Below are 21928 nucleotides of genomic sequence, written 5' to 3' on the forward strand. Positions count from 1 at the left end.
CGTCCTCACACTTGTCATCCATTGGATATGAGGAAACTTGCCATGCTTGGATTCCTTCTGCGCCGCCTGGGCATCGCCATTTGCGTTGCCATTACCGTGTCGGTGATCAGCTTTTCTCTTTTGCACCTGTCCGGCGACCTCGCCACTGCCATTGGCGGACCGGAAGCCACCAGCGAACAGATCGAACAGATTCGCGTGCAGTACGGCTTGAACAAACCGCTGCCGACCCAGTACTTCAACTGGCTGGGCGATTTGCTGCGGCTGGACCTGGGCAACTCGTTTTTCTTTCAGGAATCGGTCTACAACCTCGTCGCCAGCCGCTTGCCGATTACCCTGGGGCTGGGCGCCATGGCGCTGGGGATCGCCTTGCTGGTGGCCATTCCACTGGGCGTGCTGGCCGCGGTCAAACGCGACACCTGGGTTGACCGGCTGGCCTTGAGCATCGCGGTGCTGGGTCAGGCGATGCCAAGTTTCTGGTTTGCGCTGATGCTGATCGTGGTGTTCGCGGTGACGCTCAAGTGGCTGCCGGTGTCCGGCAACGCGACCCTGCTGCACTTCGTCATGCCGGCCATTGCCCTGGGCTACTACGCGACGCCGGCAATCATGCGCCTGACCCGCGCCGGCATGCTTGATGTGCTCAGTTCCGATTACATCCGCACCGCTCGCGCCAAGGGCCTGCGCCCTGCCCGTGTGCTGTTCAAGCATGCACTGCGCAACGCGCTGATTCCGGTCGTCGCGCTGGCGGCGGTGGAGTTCGGCTTCATGCTCGGCGGCTCGGTGGTGATCGAAACCGTATTCTCCCTGCAAGGCATCGGGCAACTTGCCTGGGACGCCATCGCCCGTGACGACTTTCCGGTGGTACAGGCCGTGGTCCTGTTGATTGCGGTGATCTACATCATCCTCACGTTGCTGGCCGATGTGCTCAACGCACTGCTCGACCCGCGTATTCGCGTGCGCTAGGAGGCCTACATGAGCACCCCCACTACCCTCGCGATCAATGACTACCTGCCACCACCGAGCAGCCTGAGCCGAGTGCTTGGCAAGAGCTTGCGGCATCGGGGTTTCGCCATCGGCGCGGTGTTGTTGCTGATTATCTTCGCAGGTGCACTGTTCGCGCCGTGGCTGGCACCTTACGACCCTTATGCGCAAGACGTGATGCTGCGCATGAAACCACCGGTATGGATGGCCAACGGCACCTGGGAATACGTGCTCGGCACCGACAAGCTGGGCCGTGACTACCTGTCGAGGCTGCTCTACGGCGCACGTATTTCGCTGTTCATCGGCATTGCAGCGGCGCTGATTTCCGGCTTTATCGGCACGCTCATGGGGCTGTTGGCGGGCTACTACGGCGGCAAGGTCGATGGGTTTATCAGCTACCTGATCACCACCCGGCTGGCGATGCCGGTGGTGATGGTCGCGCTGGCCTCGGCCTCGCTGATGGGCGGCTCACTGAAAGTGGTGATCGTGCTGCTCGGCTGCCTGTTATGGGATCGCTTCGCGGTGGTGGTCAGGGCCTCGGTGCAACAGATTCGCGATGCTGAATATGTGGCATCGGCCCAGGCGCTCGGCTGCTCGACCCTGCGCATTCTGGTCAGTGAAATCCTGCCCAATCTGGTCGGCGCACTGATCGTCGTCGCGACGCTGGAAATGGCCCACGCGATCCTGCTGGAGTCAGCACTGTCGTTCCTCGGGGTTGGCGTGCAGCCACCGACGCCGTCCTGGGGCCTGATGATCGCGGAAGGCAAGCCCTACATGTTCTTTTCCCCGTGGGTCATCGCCATTCCCGGCGTCGCCCTGATGATTCTGGTGCTGGGCATCAACCTCGTCGGCGATGGCCTGCGCGATCTGATCCTGCCCGACGGCCGTAACTGATAGACCGCCGTAACTGATAGAGGGAACCGAACATGGCACTACTCCATGTAGAAAACCTGCGCGTGGACATCCCCATGGGCAACAGCCCGACGCCGGATGACATGCTGCATGCCGTACGCGGCCTGAGTTTTGAAGTCGAGCGCGGTGAAATGCTGTGCATCGTCGGGGAATCCGGCTGCGGCAAATCCCTGACCTCGCTGGCGTTGATGGACCTGTTGCCACGCAAGGCCAAACGCACCGCGTCCCGGCTGACGCTGGACGGCATCGACATGCTCGGCCAGAGCGAGCGGCGCATGTGCGACCTGCGCGGCAACCGCCTGGCGATGATCTTCCAGGAGCCGATGACCTCGCTGAACCCGGCCTACAGCATTGGCGATCAACTCAGCGAGGTACTGACCCAGCATCGCAAGGTCTCACGCAAGGAGGCCCTGGGGCGCGCCGCGCAGATGCTGGAGAAGGTCGGGATCAGCAATGCCACCGAGCGCCTGCGCCAGTATCCGCATCAACTTTCCGGCGGGCTGCGCCAGCGGGTGATCATCGCCATGGCCTTGATGTGCGAACCGGACCTGATCATCGCTGATGAGCCCACCACGGCGCTGGACGTGACCATTCAAGCGCAGATCCTGCGCTTGATCCGCGACATTCAGAAAGAACTCGGCCTGGCGGTGATCTTCATCACCCACGACCTTGGGCTGGTGGCACGGATCGCCGACCGGGTCGCCGTGATGTATGCCGGGGAAATCGTCGAAACCGCCCCTGCCCTGCAACTGTTCGAGAACCCGCAGCATCCGTACACCCGGGGTCTGCTGGCGAGTATTCCAATCCCTGGCCGGACCAAACCGGGTGAGGCGCTGGGTTCGATTCCAGGCCTGGTGCCGAGCCTGGTCGGCGAACAGCAAGGGTGTGCGTTCCGCAATCGTTGCGGTCAGGCGATCCCGGCCTGCGCGCAACACATCCCCGAAGTCGAACAGGACGGGCACATGGCGCGCTGCCTGTTCGCCGCCCCGGCCCCGGCACCGATTCGCCTTCAGGAGCGTGCAAGGTCATGAAAAAAGACATCGCTTTGGAGCTGTGTGACATCCGCCGTGAGTTTCGGATCCACCAAGGCTTTTTCAAACCCGCCGCCACCCTGAAGGCCGTGGATGGTGTTTCCCTGCGCCTGATGCGTGGCGAGACCCTCGGTCTGGTGGGCGAGTCCGGTTGCGGCAAAAGTACCCTGGCCAAGATGCTGCTCGGTCTGTTGCCGCCCACCAGCGGCGACGTGTTGGTCAATGGCAAACACCTGGCGACGACTGATCGCAAGGAAATGTCGCGGCATATCCAGCCGATTTTCCAGGACCCGTATTCCTCGCTGAATCCACGCAAGACCCTGCGCGAAATCGTTACCCTGCCGCTGATCGTGCATGACATCGGCAGTACCGCCGAGCGACGCAGGAAGACCGAAGCGATGCTTGATGTGGTCGGCCTGCCCAAGCGGGTGATCGACAGCTACCCGAGCCAGCTGTCCGGCGGGCAACGCCAGCGGGTGGCGATTGCCCGGGCGCTGATCATGCGCCCTGACGTGTTGATCTGCGACGAGCCCACCTCAGCGCTGGATGTGTCGGTGCAGGCGCAGATTCTCAACCTGCTGCAGGACCTCAAGCGCGAATTCGGCCTGACCTATCTGCTGATCAGCCATAACCTGGCGGTCATCGAACACCTCGCCGACCGGGTCGCCGTGATGTACCTGGGGCGCATCGTCGAAGAACGCACGCGCGAATCGTTGTTCGCTCAACCCGGTCACCCATATACCCGCGCCTTGCTGGATTCGGTGCTCACGCCCGATCCGCGCCTGGGCATTCCCGAGATCGGCCTGCACGGCACCTTCCCCAACCCCATGTCACCGCCGTCCGGCTGCGCCTTCCACCCGCGCTGCCCGAGCTGCTTCGCCCCCTGCAAAACGGCCTACCCGGCCAATGGTCCGCTTATCGGCGGCAACGTGCGTTGCCACCTTCACGACACTTCTGCCCAAACACTGGAGCTTGTCCACTCATGAGTCGTTCACTGGCTATCAGCAACACCACAGCGCAATTCGACAACGGCGAATTCTTCAATCTGCTCCAACGCAGCGTCGCCTTGCACACCGAAAGCCAGGCAGCGGACAGCCAGCCCGAGCTGTATCGCTACCTCAATGAGTTCATCACCCCACATGTCGAGGCGATGGGTTTCAGCGTCAAGATCTATGACAACCCGGTGGCCGAGCGCGGCCCCTTCATGATCGCCACGCGCATTGAACACCCGGACCTGCCGACCGTGCTCAGCTACGGCCACGGTGATGTGGTGCGCGGCTATGAGGCGCAATGGCGCGAAGGCCTGTCGCCGTGGCACGTCATTGCCGAAGGCGATCGCTGGTACGGCCGCGGCACGGCGGATAACAAAGGCCAGCACCTGATCAACCTGACCGCCCTGGAACAAACGCTCAAGGCGCGCGATGGCCAGCTGGGTTTCAACGTCAAGCTGCTGCTGGAAATGGGCGAAGAAGAAGGCTCGCCGGGCTTGAACGCATTCTGTGCCGCCCACAGCAAAGAGCTTGCGGCGGATATCTTCATCGCCTCGGACGGCCCGCGCCTGGCGGCATCACGCCCGACGATTTTTCTCGGCTCGCGCGGGGTCTTCAACTTCGAGCTGGTGGTCAATTTACGTGAGGGCGCCCATCACTCCGGCAACTGGGGCGGGTTGCTGGCCAATCCCGGCATCATCCTGGCCAATGCCATCGCGAGCATGGTCGATGAACACGGTCGGGTGAAAGTGGCCGGCCTGATGCCCGAGACACTGCCGGAGCCGGTTCGGCAGGCGCTGGCCGATATTGCCGTGGGTGGCGGACCGGGCGATCCGCACATCGACGCCAATTGGGGTAACCCGCAGCTCTCGCTGAGCGAAAAGGTGTTCGGCTGGAACACCCTCGACGTCATCGCCTTCAAGACCGGCAACCCAGACGCCCCGGTGCATGCGATTCCCGGCAAGGCTAACGCCCACTGCCATATCCGCTTCGTGGTCGACAGCGACTACACGACCTTTATCCCGGCGGTACGTACCCACCTGGATGCGCATGGCTTCAGCAATGTCGAGGTCAAGCAAAGCCGCATCGATGTGATGCATGCCACTCGGCTGGACCCGCAGAGCCCTTGGGTCGATTGGGCGCTCGGCTCCCTGGCACAGACCACCGGCAAAAAACCTGCGCTGCTGCCAAACCTCGGTGGTTCGCTGCCCAACGATGTGTTCGCGGACGTGCTCGGCCTGCCGACATTGTGGGTACCGCACTCGTACCCGGCCTGTTCACAGCATGCACCGAACGAACACTTGCTGGCGCCGGTGGTCAAGGAAAGCCTGCAAATCATGGCCGGGCTGTTCTGGGACCTGGGCAACGACGCGGCACGCCTGACCCGGGAACATCAGTTACGGGAGCAGGCGCAATGAGCGCCACGCCACAACAGGCCCTGGACTGGCTTGCCGACCAGCGCCCAGCCATGGAGGCGCTGCTGCGGCGCATCGTCGACACCGACTCCAACAGCTATGACAAGGCGGGTGTCGATGCGGTGGGCGCGCTGCTCGCGGCTGAACTGGAGGCCGACGGCATCCTGCTCAAGCGCATACCGGTCGAGGGTTTTGGTGACGTACTGCTCGCCGAAGTGCCAGGCGATCCTGGAAAACCGGTGCTGTTGCTGGGCCATCGCGACACGGTCTTTCCCAAGGGCACCACCACGACTCGCGGCTACAGCCGCGACGCCAACCTCGCCTACGGCCCCGGCGTCGCCGACATGAAAGGCGGCCTGGTGCTCAATTGCTTCGCGCTCAAAGCACTCAAGCGCGCCGGCCGGTTGCCCTATCCGGTGCAGGTCCTGTACACCGGCGACGAAGAAATCGGCTCCGGCAGCGCCAGGCCCCATATCGAAAACGCCGCCCGTGCCGCCCGTGCCGTGCTCAACACCGAACCTGGCCGGGCCAGCGGCAACGTGGTCAGCGCACGCAAAGGCGGGGCCACGCTGATCATCGAAGTCAGCGGCCGCGCGGCGCATGCCGGGGTCAACCATGCCGACGGGGCCAGTGCCATCGAGGCCCTGGCACGCAAGATCGTCAAGCTGCATGCCTTGACCGATTACCCGGCCGGCATCACCACTAACGTTGGGCTGATATCCGGTGGTACGTCGAGCAATACCGTCGCGCCCAGCGCCTGCGCGCGGCTGGACGTGCGCTTCATCGAACTCAAGCACTGGGATCGGATCTTCAGCGCAATCCAGGCCATCGTCGCCGAAGAAGAACTGATCGGCACCCGCGCCGTCCTCAAGGAAGCGACGACCTTTCTACCGATGGAAGCACGCCACAGCGAACGACTGCTGCACCTCTACCAACAAAAAGCACTGGCATTGGGTTTCAGCGTCGAAGGCGAATTCACCGGCGGTTGCGCCGACTCCGGCTTTACCGCCAGCCTGGGCGTTCCAACCCTGTGCGGGCTCGGCCCGGTGGGTGGCAAGGTCCACACCGATCGTGAATACCTGGAGTTGGACACCCTGGTACCTCGCGCCCTGGCCCTGGTGGCGACCATTCTGGCGGTCGGCGACAGCGTTTGAGGTCATGGGTTTCTACGCGTCGCCGAGGTGAGGGTATCCGACAGGTTCACAGGCAGCTCCTGGCGCTGTCGGGTATCGTTTCAAGGTGACGGGAATGGCTCACTCGGGCGAAGTTTTTGACCTGTTCTACTGCTGCAATCACCGAGCATTCGGCCGACCCGTCTGGTGCTATGGAGTAAAGGCATCGCTTACCCATGGAAAGGCTATGCAATACACGTTCATCCAGTTCACCGAGCACGACAAAAGAACAGTCACTCCTGGCCACTTGCACATCAACATGCTTGCCAGGCACGGTGTCCACCGCATCGACATGGAGCAGCGCAACATTGTCAAAACAGCTGAACCCTTGATGAATCAAGTCAATATGAGCGCTATCAAGTCCGCACACGATGACCACGATGCGCGTGCAACTTGATGGCTCGCGCATCCACTTCATAGCGTTGGGACGACAATCGACAGTTTGGCTCATAAGCGATGCCTTTATGGTTCCAACCGGCGAATGGACCAGGTCATTGGTTAAATGACGCCGCGTGCCTGCAACACGCTTTTCGCCAGGCTTCGGGTCGCCGCTAACACCGCCTCCACCTGTTGATCCATCTGTGCAGTGGAGGAGGCTACTTCTCCAAGCTCGACCACGCGCAGCGGATGACCAAAGACGGACCCCAGCCACGTCATGCCGCAATTCGTGCCAGTTTCGACATCCAGTAAAAAGCTGCCGTGGGAGACGCCGCGCAACAGTTGGCTGGCATGGCACGCGTAGGCCCCGTCGGACGGCTCCGGGCTGGACCCGACCTGCAACCAATCGAGCCTCAACGCCTCGGACTGTTTGACGGCTAGATAAGCCACCTGGTCCCACTCATCTATCGCCACATGCAGCTTGTCGATCATGTACGGGGGCAACGCGGCGCTGGTAACGATCACCACTCCGGCATCCGCCGAAGGCTCCTTGATCCAGACTGCGGATTGCGTTATCGCATGCATGGCGGTACTCCCGGCGGTTGGATAGGAGCAACGTGCTCCGGGTGGCGATTCGACGATGGGATCGTGACATTCAATATTGATGCCGACTCACCCATCGCGTCGTGAGCTCCCTGGTTTTTTGGCGTTAATCAGCCGTTGCGAAACAGGAAGCTGTAGGCATTCAGCGCAGGCGCCCCACCCAAGTGCGCATACAGCACTTTGGAGCCTTCGGGGAACTCACCACGGCGGACCATTTCAATCATCCCGTGCATGGATTTGCCCTCGTACACCGGATCGGTCAGCACGCCTTCCAGGCTCCCGCACAAACGAATGGCTTCCAGCGTGCCTTCGTTGGGCAAACCGTATTCCGGGTAGGCAAAACGTGTATCGAGCACCACGTCGTCTTCGGTGATCTCACGGCCCAGTTCCACCAACTCTGCGGTGTGCCGGGCGATACGCAGGATCTGCGCCTTGGTTTGCTCCGGCTTGGCCGAGGCATCAATGCCGATAACGTTCTTCGAACGGCCGTCCGCGGCGAAACCGACGACCATGCCGGCCTGGGTACTGCCGGTCACAGAGCAGACCACGATGTAGTCGAACGTGAACCCCAGTTGTTTTTCCTGCTCTCGCACTTCCTCGGCAAAGCCGACGAACCCAAGGCCGCCGTAGGGATGTTCGGAACACCCGGCAGGGATTGGAAACGGTTTGCCACCCCGCTCCACCACATCGTCCATGGCCTTCTGCCAACTGGGCCGGATGCCAATGTCGAACCCGGCGGCGTCCAGTCGTACGTCGGCGCCCATGATGCGCGACATCTCGATATTGCCAACGCGGTCATACACCGCATCGGAGTAGTTCACCCAGTTTTCCTGCACCAGCACACACTTCATGCCCAGGTGAGCGGCAACGGCGGCCACCTGGCGGGTCTGGTTCGACTGGATACCGCCGATGGAAACCAAGGTATCGCAGCCTTGCTCGAGCGCTTCGGGAATCAAGTATTCGAGCTTGCGCGTTTTGTTCCCGCCGAAGGCCAGGCCACTGTTGCAGTCTTCACGTTTGGCATACAGCTCGACCTTGCCACCCAGGTGTTCACTGAGGCGCTTCAAGGGCGTGATGGGAGAAGGACCGAAGGTCAACGGATAACGTTTAAAACGATTCAGGTTCATGACGCTGCTCCTTGATTACTGGACATCAAAGCGCCAGACCGAAAGGCAAAGGTTGCCTTCCAGGTTCTTTCAGTCGGGCTTCGATGAGTTCAATATTAAGAAGTTTTCCAAAAAGATGTGTTGCAAACTTCTAGCACTTAAAGAACTATAATTTCTCGCTATAAATATCTAACATACTTTAATTGCGAATAAACAGTCATGAACGCAACAAACACTCGCAAGAAGCCAAGCGTATCAGCCCCGGTGCCGCAGCCGCTGGATCGAACCGACCGCGCCATTCTCAAGGCCCTGCAACGAGATGCCTCCATCTCCAATGTGGCGCTGGCAGAGAAGGTGAAATTGAGTGCACCGGCGTGCCTCAGGCGCGTCGAGCGGCTCAAGCAAGTCGGCCTGATCAAAGGCATAGTCGCGCTGCTCGACAATGTCGCGCTGGATGCGGGAATGGTGGTGTTGATCGGCGTGGTGCTGGACCGCTCCACACCGGAATCCTTCGCCGCATTCGAGGCAGCCGCACAAAAAGTGTCCGGCTGCATGGAGTGCCATGTGGTGACCGGGGAGTTCGACTACTTCATGTTGATACGAACCAAGGACAGCAACAGCTTCAACCGGCTCCACGCGGAACAGTTGCTTTACCTGCCTGGGGTTCGCCAGATTCGATCGTTCATGGGGTTGCGTCAGGTCTTGTCGACCACCCACATTCCCCTTTGAAGCGTCGCTAGTCGAGCAGTCCGCCCTGCTCCCGTACGTGCTTGATGTCTCTCGAGGGCGGGGCTCCGAAACGCCGGGCATATTCACGGCTGAATTGAGCGACACTTTCATAGCCGACGCGCAACGCGGCGGTGTTCACGTCAACACGATCGGTCAACATCAGGCTGCGTGCGGCTTGCAGCCGTAACGCCTTTTGATACTGAACGGGGCTGGTGCCTGTCAGCTTGCGAAAACTGTGATGCAGCGTAGAGCTGGCCATTCCTGATCGTTCGGCAAGATCGGCCACGTGCAGCGGTTTGTCGTAGTGATGTTTCAGCCATTCAATGGCTCTCACGATGCCCTTGTCTCGGTAACCGTCACGGGTGACGCTGCGCAACCACTGCCCTGCACCACTTAACAACAGCCGAACGCATATTTCCCGCTTGATCAGATCCGACATCAAGCCTGCTTCAAGCGGCCGTTCGATCAGCGTAGCGAGTCGAGCGAATGCATCGAGCATCTCACTCGACGCCGCACCGGATACGAAGCCCCGCGCTTCTGTAGCTATTTCCTGCGCGGGGGGGGCCAAGGTCTGGATCACCTCGTTGAGCATGGAGAGGTTGAGTTTCAACACCACGGATAAATAGGGGGTTGCCTCGCTGGCGGCGGTAACGCGGGCCAATGTGGGGATGTCGACCGACGTGACGAAGAACGCCCCCGGCCCGAACTCACAGGCCTCCTCGCCGAACGTGATCTCCTTCGCCCCCTGCAGAATGATGGCCACGCAAGGCTCATAAATGCAGTAAGTGGGCGTACCCAGCTCAGCCATTCGATAAAAGGCCAGGCCTGGAATCGATGTCTTGCAGACCTCGTTCAAACCAATCTGCCGGGTGACTTTTTCGATCAGCCGTCCCAGTGCCTGGAGACGCTCGTTGGGCTGTATGGGATCGCGCAACGTCAGAGAATGCAGGTGGCCGGAACCGAACTGCGAGAAGGAACCGCTCGTCATCACATGCGCCCCTGTTTACGGAATGTTCGAGTCTGCTGAGAGTGCGTGACCAACACAAGCGCATCGGCAGGATTGTGCAAAAAATATGGCGTATTAGGGTCACCCGGCCACCCCTCGTTGTTCTAACTTCCAATACGAATACCGGCTTCGATGATCCCGTGAAACCTCGGTCGCGAAAGGAACGTTGGATGGACAGACGAGATTTTCTTACTTACTCGGCAGTAGGTACTGTTGCAGCCGCTTTGCTGCCAGCCTCGAGTGTCGCCAGTTCGGCAGCCCCAGCGCCCTCTTTACTGACAGAGCGCGGGAGCGTGATGCGTACGGAAGGCCGGCCAGTGCGCACAGGCCTGCCCCTCAATTCACCCTCGCCTACCCTGCGATACATGACGCCTCAACGCTTTGGCATGGGCGGGACACAGATTGGCAATATCTTTGCGCCGCTCAGCGACGAGCAGGCGGGCCTGGTTCTACAGGCCGCCTGGGACGCGGGTGTAAGGCTTTACGACACGTCGCCGTTCTACGGGTTTGGTTTGAGTGAATATCGGGTAGGCCGCTTTCTGCACGGCAAAAATCCGAACGACTATGTGGTCTCCACCAAGGTAGGACGGGTTTTGACTGCCGCGGGTGGCCCGCGCGCGGACCATGCCATCTGGAAGTCACCCGCGCCCTTCAACTACCGGTATGACTACACCGCAGCAGGCGCACGGCGTTCCGTGGAAGACAGCCTGCAGCGGCTGGGGCTGCCGCGTATCGATATCGTGTTTATCCATGACATCTCGCCCGATAACAGCGAACTGGAAGGCGGTTGGGAAGCGGCGTATCGCATTGCGCGCACAGGGGCGATGGTCGAACTTGAAAAGATGCGTGATGAGGGCCTCATCAAGGCTTGGGGCTTCGGCGTCAATACGCCGAATGCTGTGGTCCAGGCGATGGCCGGTGATGACCCGACTCCCGACATCGTGTTGCTTGCCTGCCAGTATTCCCTGCTCGAGCACGGCGATGCGTTGCGCAACACCTTTCCGGCGTTGAGCAGGAAGGGCATCAGCGTTGTGGTTGGAACACCACTGAACGATGGATTCCTGGGAGGACGCAGCCGATACAACTTCAGTTTGGACCTGCCTGCCGGAGCGGTGGAAAAGCGCGCGCGAATCATGGCGGTTGCCAAACGACATGGCATCGATATTCATACTGCCGCCCTGCAGTTCGCGGCAGCACATCCGCAAGTGTCAGCGATCATTCCGGGTGCCCGCACGCCGGGGCAGATCGTTTCCAATGTGCAGGCGATGAAGGTCGGTATCCCGGCAGCCTTTTGGGAGGAGCTCAAGAGCCGGAACCTGATCGATGCCCAAGCACCGGTCCCTTCCTGAGCAGGGTCTACGCCCGTGCAACCTGCTGATGTGGCGCTAGCGTCGCTGGCCTCATTTAACCCGAAACCTATCTTCCTGGTTGCAGCAACGCTGCAGATAGCAGCCGCTTGATCCGCCTGTTCCAGTAAACAAACTGCGCACGCGTCCAACTAAAAACACTCGTCCAAGGCCGCAATAAATGAAGATACGCACGTCTTTCATGATTTTAGGCGGCCTGCTTGCACTGTCCGGCAGTGGCTACTTACTCGCCGACACACTCGCGCTGAGCGTTCCATTGCCGGCTCCACTCCCACAGCTAAAGGTGCTGACACTCCTTATAGGTATACACCTGCTCGGCATGTGCTTCGGTCTCGGTGGGGCGACGATGCTGGACCTCTGGATCTTGCGTTGGATGCGCCGGGGCAGCCTCCCGGTTGAAATCGGACGCACCTTTCACTTCATCAGCGACGCGGTCACTATTGGACTCTGTCTTCTGTGGCTTTCAGGCCTTGGTTTCCTTGCCCTTTACGCGATGGAGTCGCCGGAAAAGTTTGAAAACCCCAAACTCTGGGCGAAAGTCATTGTGGTGATCGTCCTGACCTTCAACGGAATAATCATCCACGCGCTTGTGCTGCCAGAAGCCCTACGCGACCTGAGTCGCCCCCTGCTCTTTGGCGTGTCCCGCAAAAGAGCGGCCTTGTTTCTCGCCTCCGGTGCAGTTTCGGGGGTGTCTTGGTACACGGCTTTTGCCTTCGGCATTTTTCGTGAGTTAAACAACAGTGTCACCTTCACCCTGCTGGTCATCATGTGGCTTACGCTGATAGTCGCCGCCTCTCTCGCCGCAATGCTGCTCTGGTTAAACTCTGCCGCGGGAACCAGAAAACCTCCGTCGCTCAGTCATCCGACGTGAAGATAAAGACCCGCTTGGGCATTGCGTGTAACTGCAACGCTTGCCAATCACGGCAAAGCGGCCGGGTCGTCCTCACGCATAGCCTTACCTGTAGCTCGCAAGCCCGTTATGAAATCTGGCGAGAGCGTTGTTCCTCCAGAATCTTTGGCAGATTGCCTTCGATCCAGTCAACCAGGCCTTCGACATGGCGGGCTACTTCAGTTCCCATAGGGGTGAGGCTGTACTCAACGTGGGGTGGCACGACCGGATAGGATTTGCGCAGGACGAAACCATCGAGTTCCAAAAACTGGAGGGTCTGCGCAAGCATCTTTTCGCTGACGCCTCCAATCTTGCGACGCAGATCGCTGAAGCGATGCGTACCCGCGAGCAAGGCCACCAATACTAATACTCCCCAGCGGCTGCTGACGTGCTGGAGCACGACCCTCGAGGGACAATCCGGGTCGAATAATTCACCGCTGCGCAGTCGGTTGGCCACTGTTGCGGGACGGGTTGCTCCAGAGGACTCGGAATCCGGCATGCTTACTTACCTTTAGGTACGTACTTACGAAAAGTTAGTTAAGGCCCTACTCTGCCTGCTCTATCACTTTTTGTAAAAGGAACCCCTCATGATCGCCGTCACCGGAGCCACCGGCCAACTTGGCCGCCTCGTTGTCCAGCAACTCAAGCAAAAAGTACCCGCGTCCAACCTGGTCGCGCTGGTGCGCAGCCCTGACAAGGCGAGTGATCTAGGCGTGGAGGCACGTGTTGCCGACTATGACAATCCGCAAACCCTGGTCGCGGCGCTCAGCGGAGTCGACACGCTTCTACTCATTTCCTCAAGCGAAATAGGTAAGCGACTCTCACAGCATCGAAATGTCATCAACGCAGCAAGGCAGGCCGGTGTGGGTCGCGTCGTTTATACCAGCGTACTGCACGCGGATACCTCTTCATTGAGCCTCGCCGAGGAGCATCGGCAAACGGAAGCCGAGCTCACAGCATCGGGGTTGGCATTCACGATATTGCGTCATGGTTGGTATACCGAGAACTACACCGGCTTTATCGCTGGCGCGTTATCGGCCGGTGAATTTATCGGCAGCGCAGGTGATGGAAAGATTGCCGCGGCGACACGGGAAGATTTCGCCCAGGCCGCTGCCGTCGTGCTCACCCGCGACGATCAAGAGGGGAAGGTCTACGAGTTGGCGGGTGACAGCGCCTGGACGTTATCGGAACTCGCAGCCGAGGTTTCTCGGCAAACGGGTAGGAACATTCCCTACAAGAACTTGCCTGAAACTGACTACGCCTCTGCGTTAATCAATTTCGGCCTCCCGGAGCCACTCGCACAGGCCCTGGCTGGCTACGATGTCAACGCATCCCAAGGCGCACTTTTCGATGATAGCCATCAGCTTTCGACGCTGATCGGCAGGGCCACGACTTCACTTTCAGCAGCAGTGGCAATCGCGCTCAAAGGGCAATGATCGCAGGACACCGTGTCGCCGCCTGTTCGCAGAACGATCACCCGAGCAGCCACGCCAACAAAGAGCGCAAGGGCTGTAAACCCCTGCGCACCGTTGAGCAATGGCGAATTCGGGTCAGTGACGATCGGGCGACCAGCAAGCCTGAAGGTTATTGCTGGTGCATGATTGCTCCAAACCGGCGCCCGTCAAAAATCGACGGTCGCCGATAGTTGCAAGGTACGCGGATACCCCGGGGAAAACGCACCATAAGAGGCCACGCCGGACCAGTACTCACGGTCGAACACGTTCTGTACCGTGGCGCGGAATGTCGTCGGCCGCCCTTCTATCTTGGTGGCGTAACGCGCACCGGCGTCAATGCGGGTCCAGGCGTCGAGTTCCTGGGTGTTGGCCTGGTTGACGTATTGGCTGTCGGTGTAGATCGCACCACCGGTGAGGGTGAAACCTTCCAGCCAGGGGGTGTCGTATTCCGCCCACAGGTTGGCCTGGATGTCGGGCACGCCGACCGGCTTGTTGCCTTGGTTGGCGGCAGTCGCCGACCTGGTCAGCTCGCCATCGAGGAAGGTCACGCCCCCCATCAAACGGGTGCCGGTGGCCACTTCGCCGAACACGCTGAGTTCCAGGCCACGGTTGCGCTGTTCGGCCTGCACCGAATACACGCCATTGGCGCCCAGTTCGCCGGCAGGTTTTTCGATCTGGAACAGCGCCAGTGTGGTCATGAAGGTGCCGTGTTCATACTTCACCCCCAGTTCGTGCTGCTTGGACTCATACGGCGCAAAGGTTTCCCCGGCATTGCTCGCCGTGCCCGGTGCCGCATCGCCTTTGCTCAGCCCTTCGACGTAGTTGTAGTAGAGGGAGACGTCCTCCCAGGGCTTGACCACCACACCCAGCAACGGCGTGGTGGCGTTGGCGCTGTAACGCGAGCTGACGGTGCCGGCGGCATTGTAGTTACGCGACTCGATAAACTGCCGGCGTACGCCCAGGCTCAGCTGGAGACGGTCATCCAGCATCCCCAAGGTGTCGGTCAACGCCACGCCGGACAGCTCCGACTCGGAGATTCGCAGCACCTTGGGCGTGTTGATGTATTGCTTGGGCGTGTCCACCGGGTGGTAGATATTGGAGAGGATTGTGGTGCCGTTGTTGATGCCCCGCGACAGCTCATCCTGGTAACGGGTCGCCATCAGCGTGGTGGTATGGGTTACCGGGCCGGTGGCGAAGAGCCCGCGAATCCCCACATCGGCGGTAGAACGGTCGACGTTGAATTTGTAATAGCCCGGGACGTTGCTGGTGTCACCCGCGTCATTGAGGATGCGCGGCACTTGGTCGGACATGCGTTTCACATCCGACCTGCCGCCCCCTGCATGGGCGAAAACGGTGAGGTTGTCGCTCAGATCATATTCACCGCCGAGCAATGCGGACTGTTCCTTGGTATCCGACCAACCCCACTTTTGCGGCAGGCTGGTGCGGCCATTGGGGGCGGACGGCACGTCAACGCCCGGCGCGATGGTGAACGGGCGTGAGGCACCGTCGAAGCTTTCTTTCTGGCTGATGTAGTCCAGGTTCAGGCGCAGCCGCTCGCCACGATAATCCAGGGCAATCGCACCGATCCCTACGTCGCGATGCTGGTCGTTCACCGCCGTGTCGCCGCCCTGCAGGCTGCCGTTAAAGCGCACGCCGAACTGGTTTTCCTCACCAAAACGCCGACTGATATCCAGGTGCCCGCCCGCCTGGGAGTCTGACGCGTAGCTGCCGGTGAACCGGGTCAGGTCTTCCTCCAGCGGCCGTTTGGGAACAATGTTGATGACCCCACCCACGCCACTGTTGGGCGAGATGCCATACATCAAGGCACCCGGCCCCTTGAGCACTTCGACACGCTCGGCGTACTCGGTAAACGCCCGGTAATTGGGGGCCACGCCATACACGCCGTCGTAGGCCAGCTCACCCAGGTTGCCTTCGCCGATGGCAAAACCGCGAATGAAAAACGAATCGACGATACCGCCGGTCTGGCCGGTCGAGCGCACCGACGGGTCGCGCTCCAGGGCATCGGCAACGGTGACGGTTTGCAGGTCGGCGAGGGTTTTGGCGGTGTAGCTGGTGACGCTGAACGGCGTGTCCATCACGTCTTTGTTGCCCATCATGCCCAGCCGCGCGCCGCGCGCCACCTGCCCACCGGCAAGCACCTCGGGCAGTGCCGTCGGGCCGTTGTAGCGGCCGTCGATCGTGGTGGTGTCGAGGGTCAGGCTGGGCGTGCTGTCATCCGTGGCGGCAGGCGTTGGTGTCTCAGCCCAGGCGTTGGCGCCCGCTGCGACCATGACGAAATTCAACAGGGCGGTTCGAATAGCGAGGGTTAACGCGCGTTCACCGCAAGGCCGACTGGCAACAGGCATGACGAGAGGATCCTTTCAACGAGGGAAAATGGGAATTACTCCTAATGCCAGTCGACATGCGAAAAGGTATCACCCTCCCGTATGATTTTTTTTGCACGGTGCGCAGGGTTGTGCTGGACGCCGCGTTCCTCACACACTGGCATGAAATGGCCCTGTGGCTGACCAAGGAGTACGCATGTCCCAAGCAGGTGCCATCCAGGGTTCGCGTGTGAGAATCCTCATTTATCTTCTGTTCGCGATCCAGTTGGTCTCCATGGGTGCGATGGAAATGAGCGGGCCGTTCTGGCCCGTGCACCTGCGCGGGCTGGCGTCCTCGGAGTCGGTATTCAGCTTCGCCAGCATCGCCGTGTACGTCGGGCCGATGCTGGGCATCATGCTGACCAGTGCATTCTGGGGCCGTATCGGCGATCGCTGCGGCCACAAACTGATGATGATCCGCGCACTCGCGGGGTTGTCCCTGACCCAGCTCGGGCTGGCGTTTTTCAGTGACATCTGGGTCATCCTGATCCTGCGTTTTCTGCAGGGCGCCTTTGCCGGCTATATAGCCCCGGCGCAGGCTTACGGGGTCAGTATCGAAGCGCCGTCGCGACGGGCGCGGTTATTCGCGATCCTGCAGATATCGACCAATGTCGGCTCACTGCTGGGTGCGGTCGCAGGCGGCCTGATCCTCGATTACGCGACGTTTTTCTGGATCAACATCGTCGCCTCGGTGCTCTGTGCACTCTGTACCGTCATCGCCGCCGTGACGTTGCCGGATGTACCTCCCGTACCGAAAAAACCGGCGGTGGCCACCCGCGCGCCGGCCGCAGGCACCGAAAGCCTATGGCGCGGCTCTCCCCTGCTGTCGCTGCTGTGCGTCATGGGGATCCTGCTGCTGGCGCGCATGCTGCCGCAGACATCCTTCTCGCTGTACGTGAGCTCGACCTTCGAGGTCAGCCACTCAATCGTGGGCCTGTGCTACGGGTTGCTGGCGCTGGGCTTTATCCTGTCGGCAACGGCATGGTCGCGCTACTTCGAGCATCGTTCCCAGGCAGAAACCCTGCAACGCATCACGTATATCGTCATGGCCTGCATCGCCCTGACTGCCGTGGCGGGCGTAACGCGCAGCCCCGGGGTATTTATTCTCGCCTACTTCATTTGGGGAGTCCTGCTGGGGGCGACCACCCCCGTGCTGATGGCGCTGGTCTCGAAAACCGCCGACAGCTCGCGACAAGGCTACGTACTGGGTATTGCCCAAAGTACCGCGCAGTTCGCCTCGATTGCCGGCATCTCCATCGGTGGCTTGTTGAGCCAGGTCTACGGCCTGCCATACACCTATCTTTTCGTATGCCTGGCCTATGCCGTGGCGCTGGTTCCCATGGTGGCGTTGCGGTACTGGTCGGCGTCCGCGCCGTCCAATCGCTGATTAGCGCCTTGATACGCCTGTCACACGCCTGATCACCGGACATGATCGCGCTTGCGCTCACGTCGGTTTGTCAACTAGCATTGGGAATACTTCTCAATTACAAACAAAATTGGCCGCCATGAGCGAAACCTCTTCCGCGAATCACCTCAATCACCTGCGCGCCATCGAGGCCCTGTACAGCGGGCATCACGGCTGGCTGTATGCCACGCTGAAGAGAAAACTGGGTAACGCCATGGATGCGGCGGATCTGGCGCAGGACACCTTCACCCGAATCCTCGCCTCACAGGTCACGGTGATTGACCAGCCACGGGCGTACCTGAGCTGCGTGGCCAAGGGCATCCTGGTCAACTGGTACCAGCGCAAGGCACTGGAACGCGCCTACCTGGATGCGCTGGCGAACGTGCCCACCCACGAAGCACCGTCGCCCGAGGCGCACTTCATGGTGCTGGAAACCCTGCACGAAATCGACGCCATGCTCGATACTCTGGCGCCCCTGGTCAAGCGCGCCTTCCTGTTGTCGCAGATCAACGGCCTCAAGTACGACGACATCGCCGAGCAACTGGGTGTATCGCTGATCACCGTCAAGCGCTACATGAAACAGGCCTTCGTACAGTGCCTGATGCTGGTGGAGTGAATGCTCGGTCTGCGCAGGGAACCGCCGCTGGACCCGCAGGTACTCGAAGAAGCCGCCGAGTGGCTGATGCGCTTGAGCGAACGCGAACTGAGCGAGCACGAGCGCGCCGAATGGGAGCGTTGGAAGGTCAGCAGCCCGGAGCGGGATCGCGCCTGGTCGCGGGCGCAATTGCTGCAGAGCAAGTTCGGCGGCCTGCCGCCCGCCCTGGCGATGTCGGCGCTCGACCGGCCAGACAGCCCTGAACGTCGTGCAGCACTGGGCAAGCTGGCGATCCTGCTGGCGCTGGCGCCCGCGGGTTGGGGGAGCTGGAAGCTGGCGCAATCGCAGCAATGGTCAGCGGACTACCGCACCGACGTTGGCCAGCGCCGCGAACTGACCCTGGCCGATGGCTCACGCATCACCCTGAACACCGCTACCGCCATCGACGTCGTATTCGACGACCACCAACGGCTTATTCACCTGCGCGAAGGCGAAATCCTGGTGCAGACCGCCGTGGACACCGCCCCCCTGCCCCGGCCGTTCCTGATCAGCACCCGCCAGGGAAGCATGCAGGCGCTGGGCACACGGTTTACCGTGCGTGAAGTCAGCCCCCGCACCCATCTTGCGGTCATCGACGGCGCGGTGAGGGTGATATTGGCCGATAACCGTCAGACCCCGCCGCTGATCGTCAACGCCGGACAGCGCACCGACTTCTCCTCACAGACCTTTGGTGAGCTGGCGCCGACCGATCGCTACATCGGTTCATGGACCCAAGGCATGTTGATGGCCGACAAGATGCGCCTGGCGGATTTCGTCGCGGAACTGACGCGCTACCGCCGAGGTTTCCTGCGCTGTGATCCGGCCATCGCTGACCTGCGCATTTCCGGGGCCTTTCCGATCAGTGATACCGATCGCACCTTGAGCATGCTGGTGCACACTTATCCCGTGCTGGCGAACAGTCATTTGCGCGGTTACTGGGTCACCCTGTCGCCCGCCTGACTCCCACGCAAAAATAAACGGCGGCCGGGGTGATACTTTTTTCGACCTCGACTGGCAAAGACAGGAACAGCCTTTTCCTCTCGTCCATGGGTCATCCTTTCATGCTCGTAGCACGGCCCCTGCGTCCGGCTCGTCCGCTCAAACCGATGGTGCACGGCGTCGTGCTCAGCTTGCTGCTGGCCGGAGCCATGTGCCCGGCGGCATTGGCGGAGGCACCGGCCCAATTGGATTCGGTCGCTGTGCAGGCCTACCACATCGCCCCCGGCCCGCTCGGCGCGACACTCTCGAGCTTTGCCGTGGACGCCGGTATTGCCCTGTCGTTCCAGCCTTCGATCACGGAGGGCCTGATCAGCCCCGAACTGAACGGCACCTACTCCACGCAGGAAGCCGTCACGCGTTTGCTCGAAGGCAGCGGCCTGGAGATGGTGTTGCGCAGCGATGGCAGCTACACCCTGGTACTGCGCCGGCTGACGCTGTCGACCACCACGGTGGAGGCGGCGCAAAAACACGCCGATAGCCTGCCGCCGGTGTACCCGGGCGGCCAGGTGGCCGAGGGCGGGCGTCTCGGCCTGCTGGGCAATACGGATGTGATGGACGCGCCGTTCAGCATCAGCACCTATACCGCGTCATTGATCAAAGACCAGCAGGCGACCACCGTGGGCGACGTGCTGGAGCGCGACTCTTCGGTCCGCTCCACCGGCCAGACGGGAGGGATCGTCGACTCATTCTTTATCCGCGGCTTTCCGGTGGGGGAAGGCAACCTCGGGGAACTGGCGTTCGACGGTGTGTACGGCGTGGCCTCCAATTACCGGGTATTTACCGACTACGCCGAACGCATCGAAGTGGTCAAAGGCCCTGGCGCCCTCCTCTACGGCATGTCCCCCAACAGCGCCGTCGGTGGCGTGATCAACGTGGTCCCCAAGCGCGCCCTGGACGAGGACCTGACCCGCGTCACGGCCTCCTATGCCCAGGACCTGCAACTGGGCACCCATATCGACCTGAGTCGGCGGTTTGGCGAGGACCGGCGATTCGGCATGCGCGTCAACGGCCGCGTGCAGCAGGGTGACACTGTCATCGACAAGCAATCGCGGGATGTCGGGGTCAGTGCCATCGCCCTGGATTACCAGGGCGATCGCCTGCGCACCAGCCTGGACCTGATTAACCAGCAAGAGCAATTCGACGCGGCGTCACGGCCCTTCCTGATCGCGCCCGGCGTGCCGATTCCCCACGCCGCCAACGGGCGTACCAACGTCAGCCAGGCGTGGGGCTGGTCCAAGACCCGCGACGAGTCGGCATTGCTGGGTGGCGAGTATGACGTGAGCGACGCACTGACCCTGTTTGCCCATGCCGGCGGTGGGAAGTCGAACGTGGCACGCCTTTCCGACCAGACCCCGACCATCATCAACACCGCCGGCGACACCTCGTCGATCCCCGGCTATTACAAATTTAAAGTACGGCGCTACACGGTCGACACCGGTGCCCGACTGCGTTTCGACACCGGGCCGATCAGCCACAGCACCACGCTGCAAGTCACGCGCTATCGCGATGAGTTGTCGCGCGGCATTATTTCCGGGCCGCCGATCCTGTCGAACATTTACCACCCTGTCTCACGACCCGAGGCCGACATTGCCACGCCGGCCACGCCGAAAGTCTCGGCGACCGAATTGTCCGGCGTCGCGGTTGCCGACACCTTGTCGATGTTCGATCAGCGCCTGCAGGTGACGGCCGGCCTGCGCAAACAGACCATCCTCTCCAACAACTACAACACGGCAGGCGCGGTGACCACGGCTTACGACGACGGCAGGACCACGCCGCTGTTCGGCGCAGTTGTCCGGCCCTGGGAGCATGTGTCGTTCTACTACAACTACCTGGAAGGCTTGAGCAAAGGCGATATCGCCCCCGCCACGGCCTCGAACGCGGGCCAGATCTTTGCCCCCTACGTCTCACGCCAGCATGAGGTGGGGGTCAAGCTCGACTACGGCACGGTCATGTCCACACTCGCGCTGTTCCAGATCACCAAACCCAGTGGCGAGCTGTCAGGCACCACCTTTGCGGTACAAGGCGAACAGCGCAACCGGGGCCTGGAGCTGAACGTATCCGGCGAAGCCGGCCAAGGCACACGCCTGCTCGGCGGGGTGACGCTGCTGGATGCGCAACTGACCAAAAGCGCGGTTGCGGCCAACCGGGGCAATACCCCGGTGGGGGTGCCGAAGGTGCAGGCCAACCTCTGGGCCGAGTGGGACGTGCCCTGGGTCGAGGGGCTGACGCTAACCAGCGGGGCGTTGTACACCGGCAGCCAATATGTGAACCAGGCCAACACCCAGCAGCTCGCGCCCTGGACCCGCTTCGACATGGGCGTGCGCTACAGCACGCGCATCGCCCAGCGGCCGACGACCTTCCGCGCCACGGTACAGAACGTGTTCGACCGTGAATATTGGTCGGGCGTCGCCTCCTACGGTGCGTTCTCTCAAGGCTCGCCACGCACCCTTCTACTGTCGACCACGGTCGATTTCTGA

20 protein-coding genes are annotated in these 21928 nt (G+C 61.2%); 14 read left to right on the top strand and 6 right to left on the bottom strand.

What is annotated here, in order from left to right:
* The first annotated feature begins 42 nt into the window (after positions 1-42).
* Genes AC07OP_RS16215 through AC07OP_RS16240 form a run of 6 tightly spaced genes read left to right on the top strand, consistent with a single transcriptional unit; the run spans position 43 to position 6479 of the window.
* Positions 43-960 (top strand): ABC transporter permease, encoded by a 918-nt coding sequence (locus AC07OP_RS16215; RefSeq protein WP_027603429.1) that lies wholly within the window; start codon positions 43-45, stop codon positions 958-960.
* Between the two features lie 9 nt (positions 961-969).
* Positions 970-1872 (top strand): ABC transporter permease, encoded by a 903-nt coding sequence (locus tag AC07OP_RS16220; protein ID WP_065926124.1) that lies wholly within the window; start codon positions 970-972, stop codon positions 1870-1872.
* Between the two features lie 32 nt (positions 1873-1904).
* On the top strand, positions 1905-2921 hold the full coding sequence (locus AC07OP_RS16225) for an ABC transporter ATP-binding protein (protein WP_027603427.1): 1017 nt from the start codon (positions 1905-1907) through the stop codon (positions 2919-2921).
* On the top strand, positions 2918-3907 hold the full coding sequence (locus AC07OP_RS16230) for an ABC transporter ATP-binding protein (protein ID WP_495101902.1): 990 nt from the start codon (positions 2918-2920) through the stop codon (positions 3905-3907). The genes AC07OP_RS16225 and AC07OP_RS16230 overlap by 4 nt, the downstream gene beginning before the upstream one ends.
* On the top strand, positions 3904-5328 hold the full coding sequence (locus tag AC07OP_RS16235) for a M20 family metallopeptidase (protein WP_495101901.1): 1425 nt from the start codon (positions 3904-3906) through the stop codon (positions 5326-5328). Before AC07OP_RS16230 ends, AC07OP_RS16235 begins: the two co-directional genes overlap by 4 nt.
* The gene (locus tag AC07OP_RS16240; protein WP_146477469.1) at positions 5325-6479 is read left to right on the top strand and encodes a M20 family metallopeptidase; all 1155 of its coding nucleotides are present in this window, start codon (positions 5325-5327) and stop codon (positions 6477-6479) included. Before AC07OP_RS16235 ends, AC07OP_RS16240 begins: the two co-directional genes overlap by 4 nt.
* A 46-nt stretch (positions 6480-6525) precedes the next feature.
* On the opposite strand, the gene AC07OP_RS16245 is transcribed toward AC07OP_RS16240, so the two are convergent.
* The 3 genes from AC07OP_RS16245 to AC07OP_RS16255 all read right to left on the bottom strand — a co-directional run bounded on the left by AC07OP_RS16245 (position 6526) and on the right by AC07OP_RS16255 (position 8605).
* On the bottom strand, positions 6526-6948 hold the full coding sequence (locus AC07OP_RS16245) for a hypothetical protein (protein WP_405125985.1): 423 nt from the start codon (positions 6946-6948) through the stop codon (positions 6526-6528).
* 47 nt (positions 6949-6995) lie between these two features.
* Complete coding sequence (locus AC07OP_RS16250) at positions 6996-7460, bottom strand: hypothetical protein (RefSeq protein WP_027603422.1); 465 nt, start codon at positions 7458-7460, stop codon at positions 6996-6998.
* 128 nt (positions 7461-7588) lie between these two features.
* Positions 7589-8605: a 1-aminocyclopropane-1-carboxylate deaminase gene (locus tag AC07OP_RS16255; RefSeq protein WP_027603421.1), complete on the bottom strand. Its 1017-nt coding sequence runs from the start codon at positions 8603-8605 to the stop codon at positions 7589-7591.
* Positions 8606-8803: 198 nt separating this feature from the next.
* Between AC07OP_RS16255 and AC07OP_RS16260 the strand changes: the two genes are divergently transcribed.
* Complete coding sequence (locus tag AC07OP_RS16260; RefSeq protein ID WP_027603420.1) at positions 8804-9313, top strand: Lrp/AsnC family transcriptional regulator; 510 nt, start codon at positions 8804-8806, stop codon at positions 9311-9313.
* Positions 9314-9320: 7 nt separating this feature from the next.
* Here the strand turns inward: AC07OP_RS16260 and AC07OP_RS16265 are convergent, their stop codons facing one another.
* Positions 9321-10301, bottom strand: coding sequence for an AraC family transcriptional regulator (locus AC07OP_RS16265; protein ID WP_166655332.1), 981 nt, complete (start codon positions 10299-10301; stop codon positions 9321-9323).
* A gap of 188 nt (positions 10302-10489) precedes the next feature.
* Here AC07OP_RS16265 and AC07OP_RS16270 point away from each other — a divergent pair, with 188 nt between their 5' ends.
* Together AC07OP_RS16270 and AC07OP_RS16275 are read left to right on the top strand one after the other, a co-directional pair.
* Positions 10490-11668, top strand: a complete 1179-nt coding sequence (locus tag AC07OP_RS16270; RefSeq protein ID WP_495101900.1) for an aldo/keto reductase — start codon at positions 10490-10492, stop codon at positions 11666-11668.
* A gap of 178 nt (positions 11669-11846) precedes the next feature.
* Positions 11847-12557, top strand: a complete 711-nt coding sequence (locus AC07OP_RS16275; protein ID WP_186511896.1) for a hypothetical protein — start codon at positions 11847-11849, stop codon at positions 12555-12557.
* Between the two features lie 106 nt (positions 12558-12663).
* Here AC07OP_RS16275 and AC07OP_RS16280 read toward each other — a convergent pair whose 3' ends face one another.
* On the bottom strand, positions 12664-13074 hold the full coding sequence (locus AC07OP_RS16280; RefSeq protein ID WP_098479891.1) for a winged helix-turn-helix transcriptional regulator: 411 nt from the start codon (positions 13072-13074) through the stop codon (positions 12664-12666).
* A gap of 88 nt (positions 13075-13162) precedes the next feature.
* Between AC07OP_RS16280 and AC07OP_RS16285 the strand changes: the two genes are divergently transcribed.
* Positions 13163-14011: an SDR family oxidoreductase gene (locus tag AC07OP_RS16285; RefSeq protein WP_065926106.1), complete on the top strand. Its 849-nt coding sequence runs from the start codon at positions 13163-13165 to the stop codon at positions 14009-14011.
* Between the two features lie 185 nt (positions 14012-14196).
* Here AC07OP_RS16285 and AC07OP_RS16290 read toward each other — a convergent pair whose 3' ends face one another.
* Positions 14197-16395, bottom strand: coding sequence for a TonB-dependent receptor (locus tag AC07OP_RS16290; protein ID WP_495101899.1), 2199 nt, complete (start codon positions 16393-16395; stop codon positions 14197-14199).
* A 175-nt stretch (positions 16396-16570) separates the two neighbouring features.
* Between AC07OP_RS16290 and AC07OP_RS16295 the strand changes: the two genes are divergently transcribed.
* The 4 genes from AC07OP_RS16295 to AC07OP_RS16310 all read left to right on the top strand — a co-directional run bounded on the left by AC07OP_RS16295 (position 16571) and on the right by AC07OP_RS16310 (position 21928).
* Complete coding sequence (locus AC07OP_RS16295) at positions 16571-17800, top strand: MFS transporter (RefSeq protein ID WP_495101898.1); 1230 nt, start codon at positions 16571-16573, stop codon at positions 17798-17800.
* A gap of 118 nt (positions 17801-17918) precedes the next feature.
* Positions 17919-18434 (top strand): sigma-70 family RNA polymerase sigma factor, encoded by a 516-nt coding sequence (locus AC07OP_RS16300; RefSeq protein WP_027603406.1) that lies wholly within the window; start codon positions 17919-17921, stop codon positions 18432-18434.
* Positions 18435-19412 carry a FecR domain-containing protein gene (locus tag AC07OP_RS16305; protein ID WP_495101897.1) on the top strand — a complete coding sequence of 326 codons (978 nt, stop codon included), beginning with the start codon at positions 18435-18437 and terminating at the stop codon, positions 19410-19412.
* 101 nt (positions 19413-19513) lie between these two features.
* Positions 19514-21928: a TonB-dependent siderophore receptor gene (locus tag AC07OP_RS16310; RefSeq protein ID WP_495101896.1), complete on the top strand. Its 2415-nt coding sequence runs from the start codon at positions 19514-19516 to the stop codon at positions 21926-21928.

This window comes from Pseudomonas sp. GW821-FHT09D08, from assembly GCF_059416305.1.

What these genes read in the sequence shown, in the direction of transcription:
- AC07OP_RS16260 (WP_027603420.1), top strand. Translation starts at nt 8,804, where the DNA reads ATGAACGCAACAAACACTCGCAAGAAGCCAAGCGTATCAGCCCCGGTG.
- AC07OP_RS16245 (WP_405125985.1), bottom strand. Translation starts at nt 6,948, where the DNA reads ATGAGCCAAACTGTCGATTGTCGTCCCAACGCTATGAAGTGGATGCGC.
- AC07OP_RS16300 (WP_027603406.1), top strand. Translation starts at nt 17,919, where the DNA reads ATGAGCGAAACCTCTTCCGCGAATCACCTCAATCACCTGCGCGCCATC.
- AC07OP_RS16285 (WP_065926106.1), top strand. Translation starts at nt 13,163, where the DNA reads ATGATCGCCGTCACCGGAGCCACCGGCCAACTTGGCCGCCTCGTTGTC.
- AC07OP_RS16280 (WP_098479891.1), bottom strand. Translation starts at nt 13,074, where the DNA reads ATGCCGGATTCCGAGTCCTCTGGAGCAACCCGTCCCGCAACAGTGGCC.
- AC07OP_RS16215 (WP_027603429.1), top strand. Translation starts at nt 43, where the DNA reads ATGCTTGGATTCCTTCTGCGCCGCCTGGGCATCGCCATTTGCGTTGCC.
- AC07OP_RS16250 (WP_027603422.1), bottom strand. Translation starts at nt 7,460, where the DNA reads ATGCATGCGATAACGCAATCCGCAGTCTGGATCAAGGAGCCTTCGGCG.
- AC07OP_RS16305 (WP_495101897.1), top strand. Translation starts at nt 18,435, where the DNA reads ATGCTCGGTCTGCGCAGGGAACCGCCGCTGGACCCGCAGGTACTCGAA.
- AC07OP_RS16275 (WP_186511896.1), top strand. Translation starts at nt 11,847, where the DNA reads ATGAAGATACGCACGTCTTTCATGATTTTAGGCGGCCTGCTTGCACTG.
- AC07OP_RS16310 (WP_495101896.1), top strand. Translation starts at nt 19,514, where the DNA reads ATGCTCGTAGCACGGCCCCTGCGTCCGGCTCGTCCGCTCAAACCGATG.
- AC07OP_RS16270 (WP_495101900.1), top strand. Translation starts at nt 10,490, where the DNA reads ATGGACAGACGAGATTTTCTTACTTACTCGGCAGTAGGTACTGTTGCA.
- AC07OP_RS16255 (WP_027603421.1), bottom strand. Translation starts at nt 8,605, where the DNA reads ATGAACCTGAATCGTTTTAAACGTTATCCGTTGACCTTCGGTCCTTCT.
- AC07OP_RS16230 (WP_495101902.1), top strand. Translation starts at nt 2,918, where the DNA reads ATGAAAAAAGACATCGCTTTGGAGCTGTGTGACATCCGCCGTGAGTTT.
- AC07OP_RS16220 (WP_065926124.1), top strand. Translation starts at nt 970, where the DNA reads ATGAGCACCCCCACTACCCTCGCGATCAATGACTACCTGCCACCACCG.
- AC07OP_RS16225 (WP_027603427.1), top strand. Translation starts at nt 1,905, where the DNA reads ATGGCACTACTCCATGTAGAAAACCTGCGCGTGGACATCCCCATGGGC.
- AC07OP_RS16295 (WP_495101898.1), top strand. Translation starts at nt 16,571, where the DNA reads ATGTCCCAAGCAGGTGCCATCCAGGGTTCGCGTGTGAGAATCCTCATT.
- AC07OP_RS16265 (WP_166655332.1), bottom strand. Translation starts at nt 10,301, where the DNA reads ATGACGAGCGGTTCCTTCTCGCAGTTCGGTTCCGGCCACCTGCATTCT.
- AC07OP_RS16290 (WP_495101899.1), bottom strand. Translation starts at nt 16,395, where the DNA reads ATGCCTGTTGCCAGTCGGCCTTGCGGTGAACGCGCGTTAACCCTCGCT.
- AC07OP_RS16235 (WP_495101901.1), top strand. Translation starts at nt 3,904, where the DNA reads ATGAGTCGTTCACTGGCTATCAGCAACACCACAGCGCAATTCGACAAC.
- AC07OP_RS16240 (WP_146477469.1), top strand. Translation starts at nt 5,325, where the DNA reads ATGAGCGCCACGCCACAACAGGCCCTGGACTGGCTTGCCGACCAGCGC.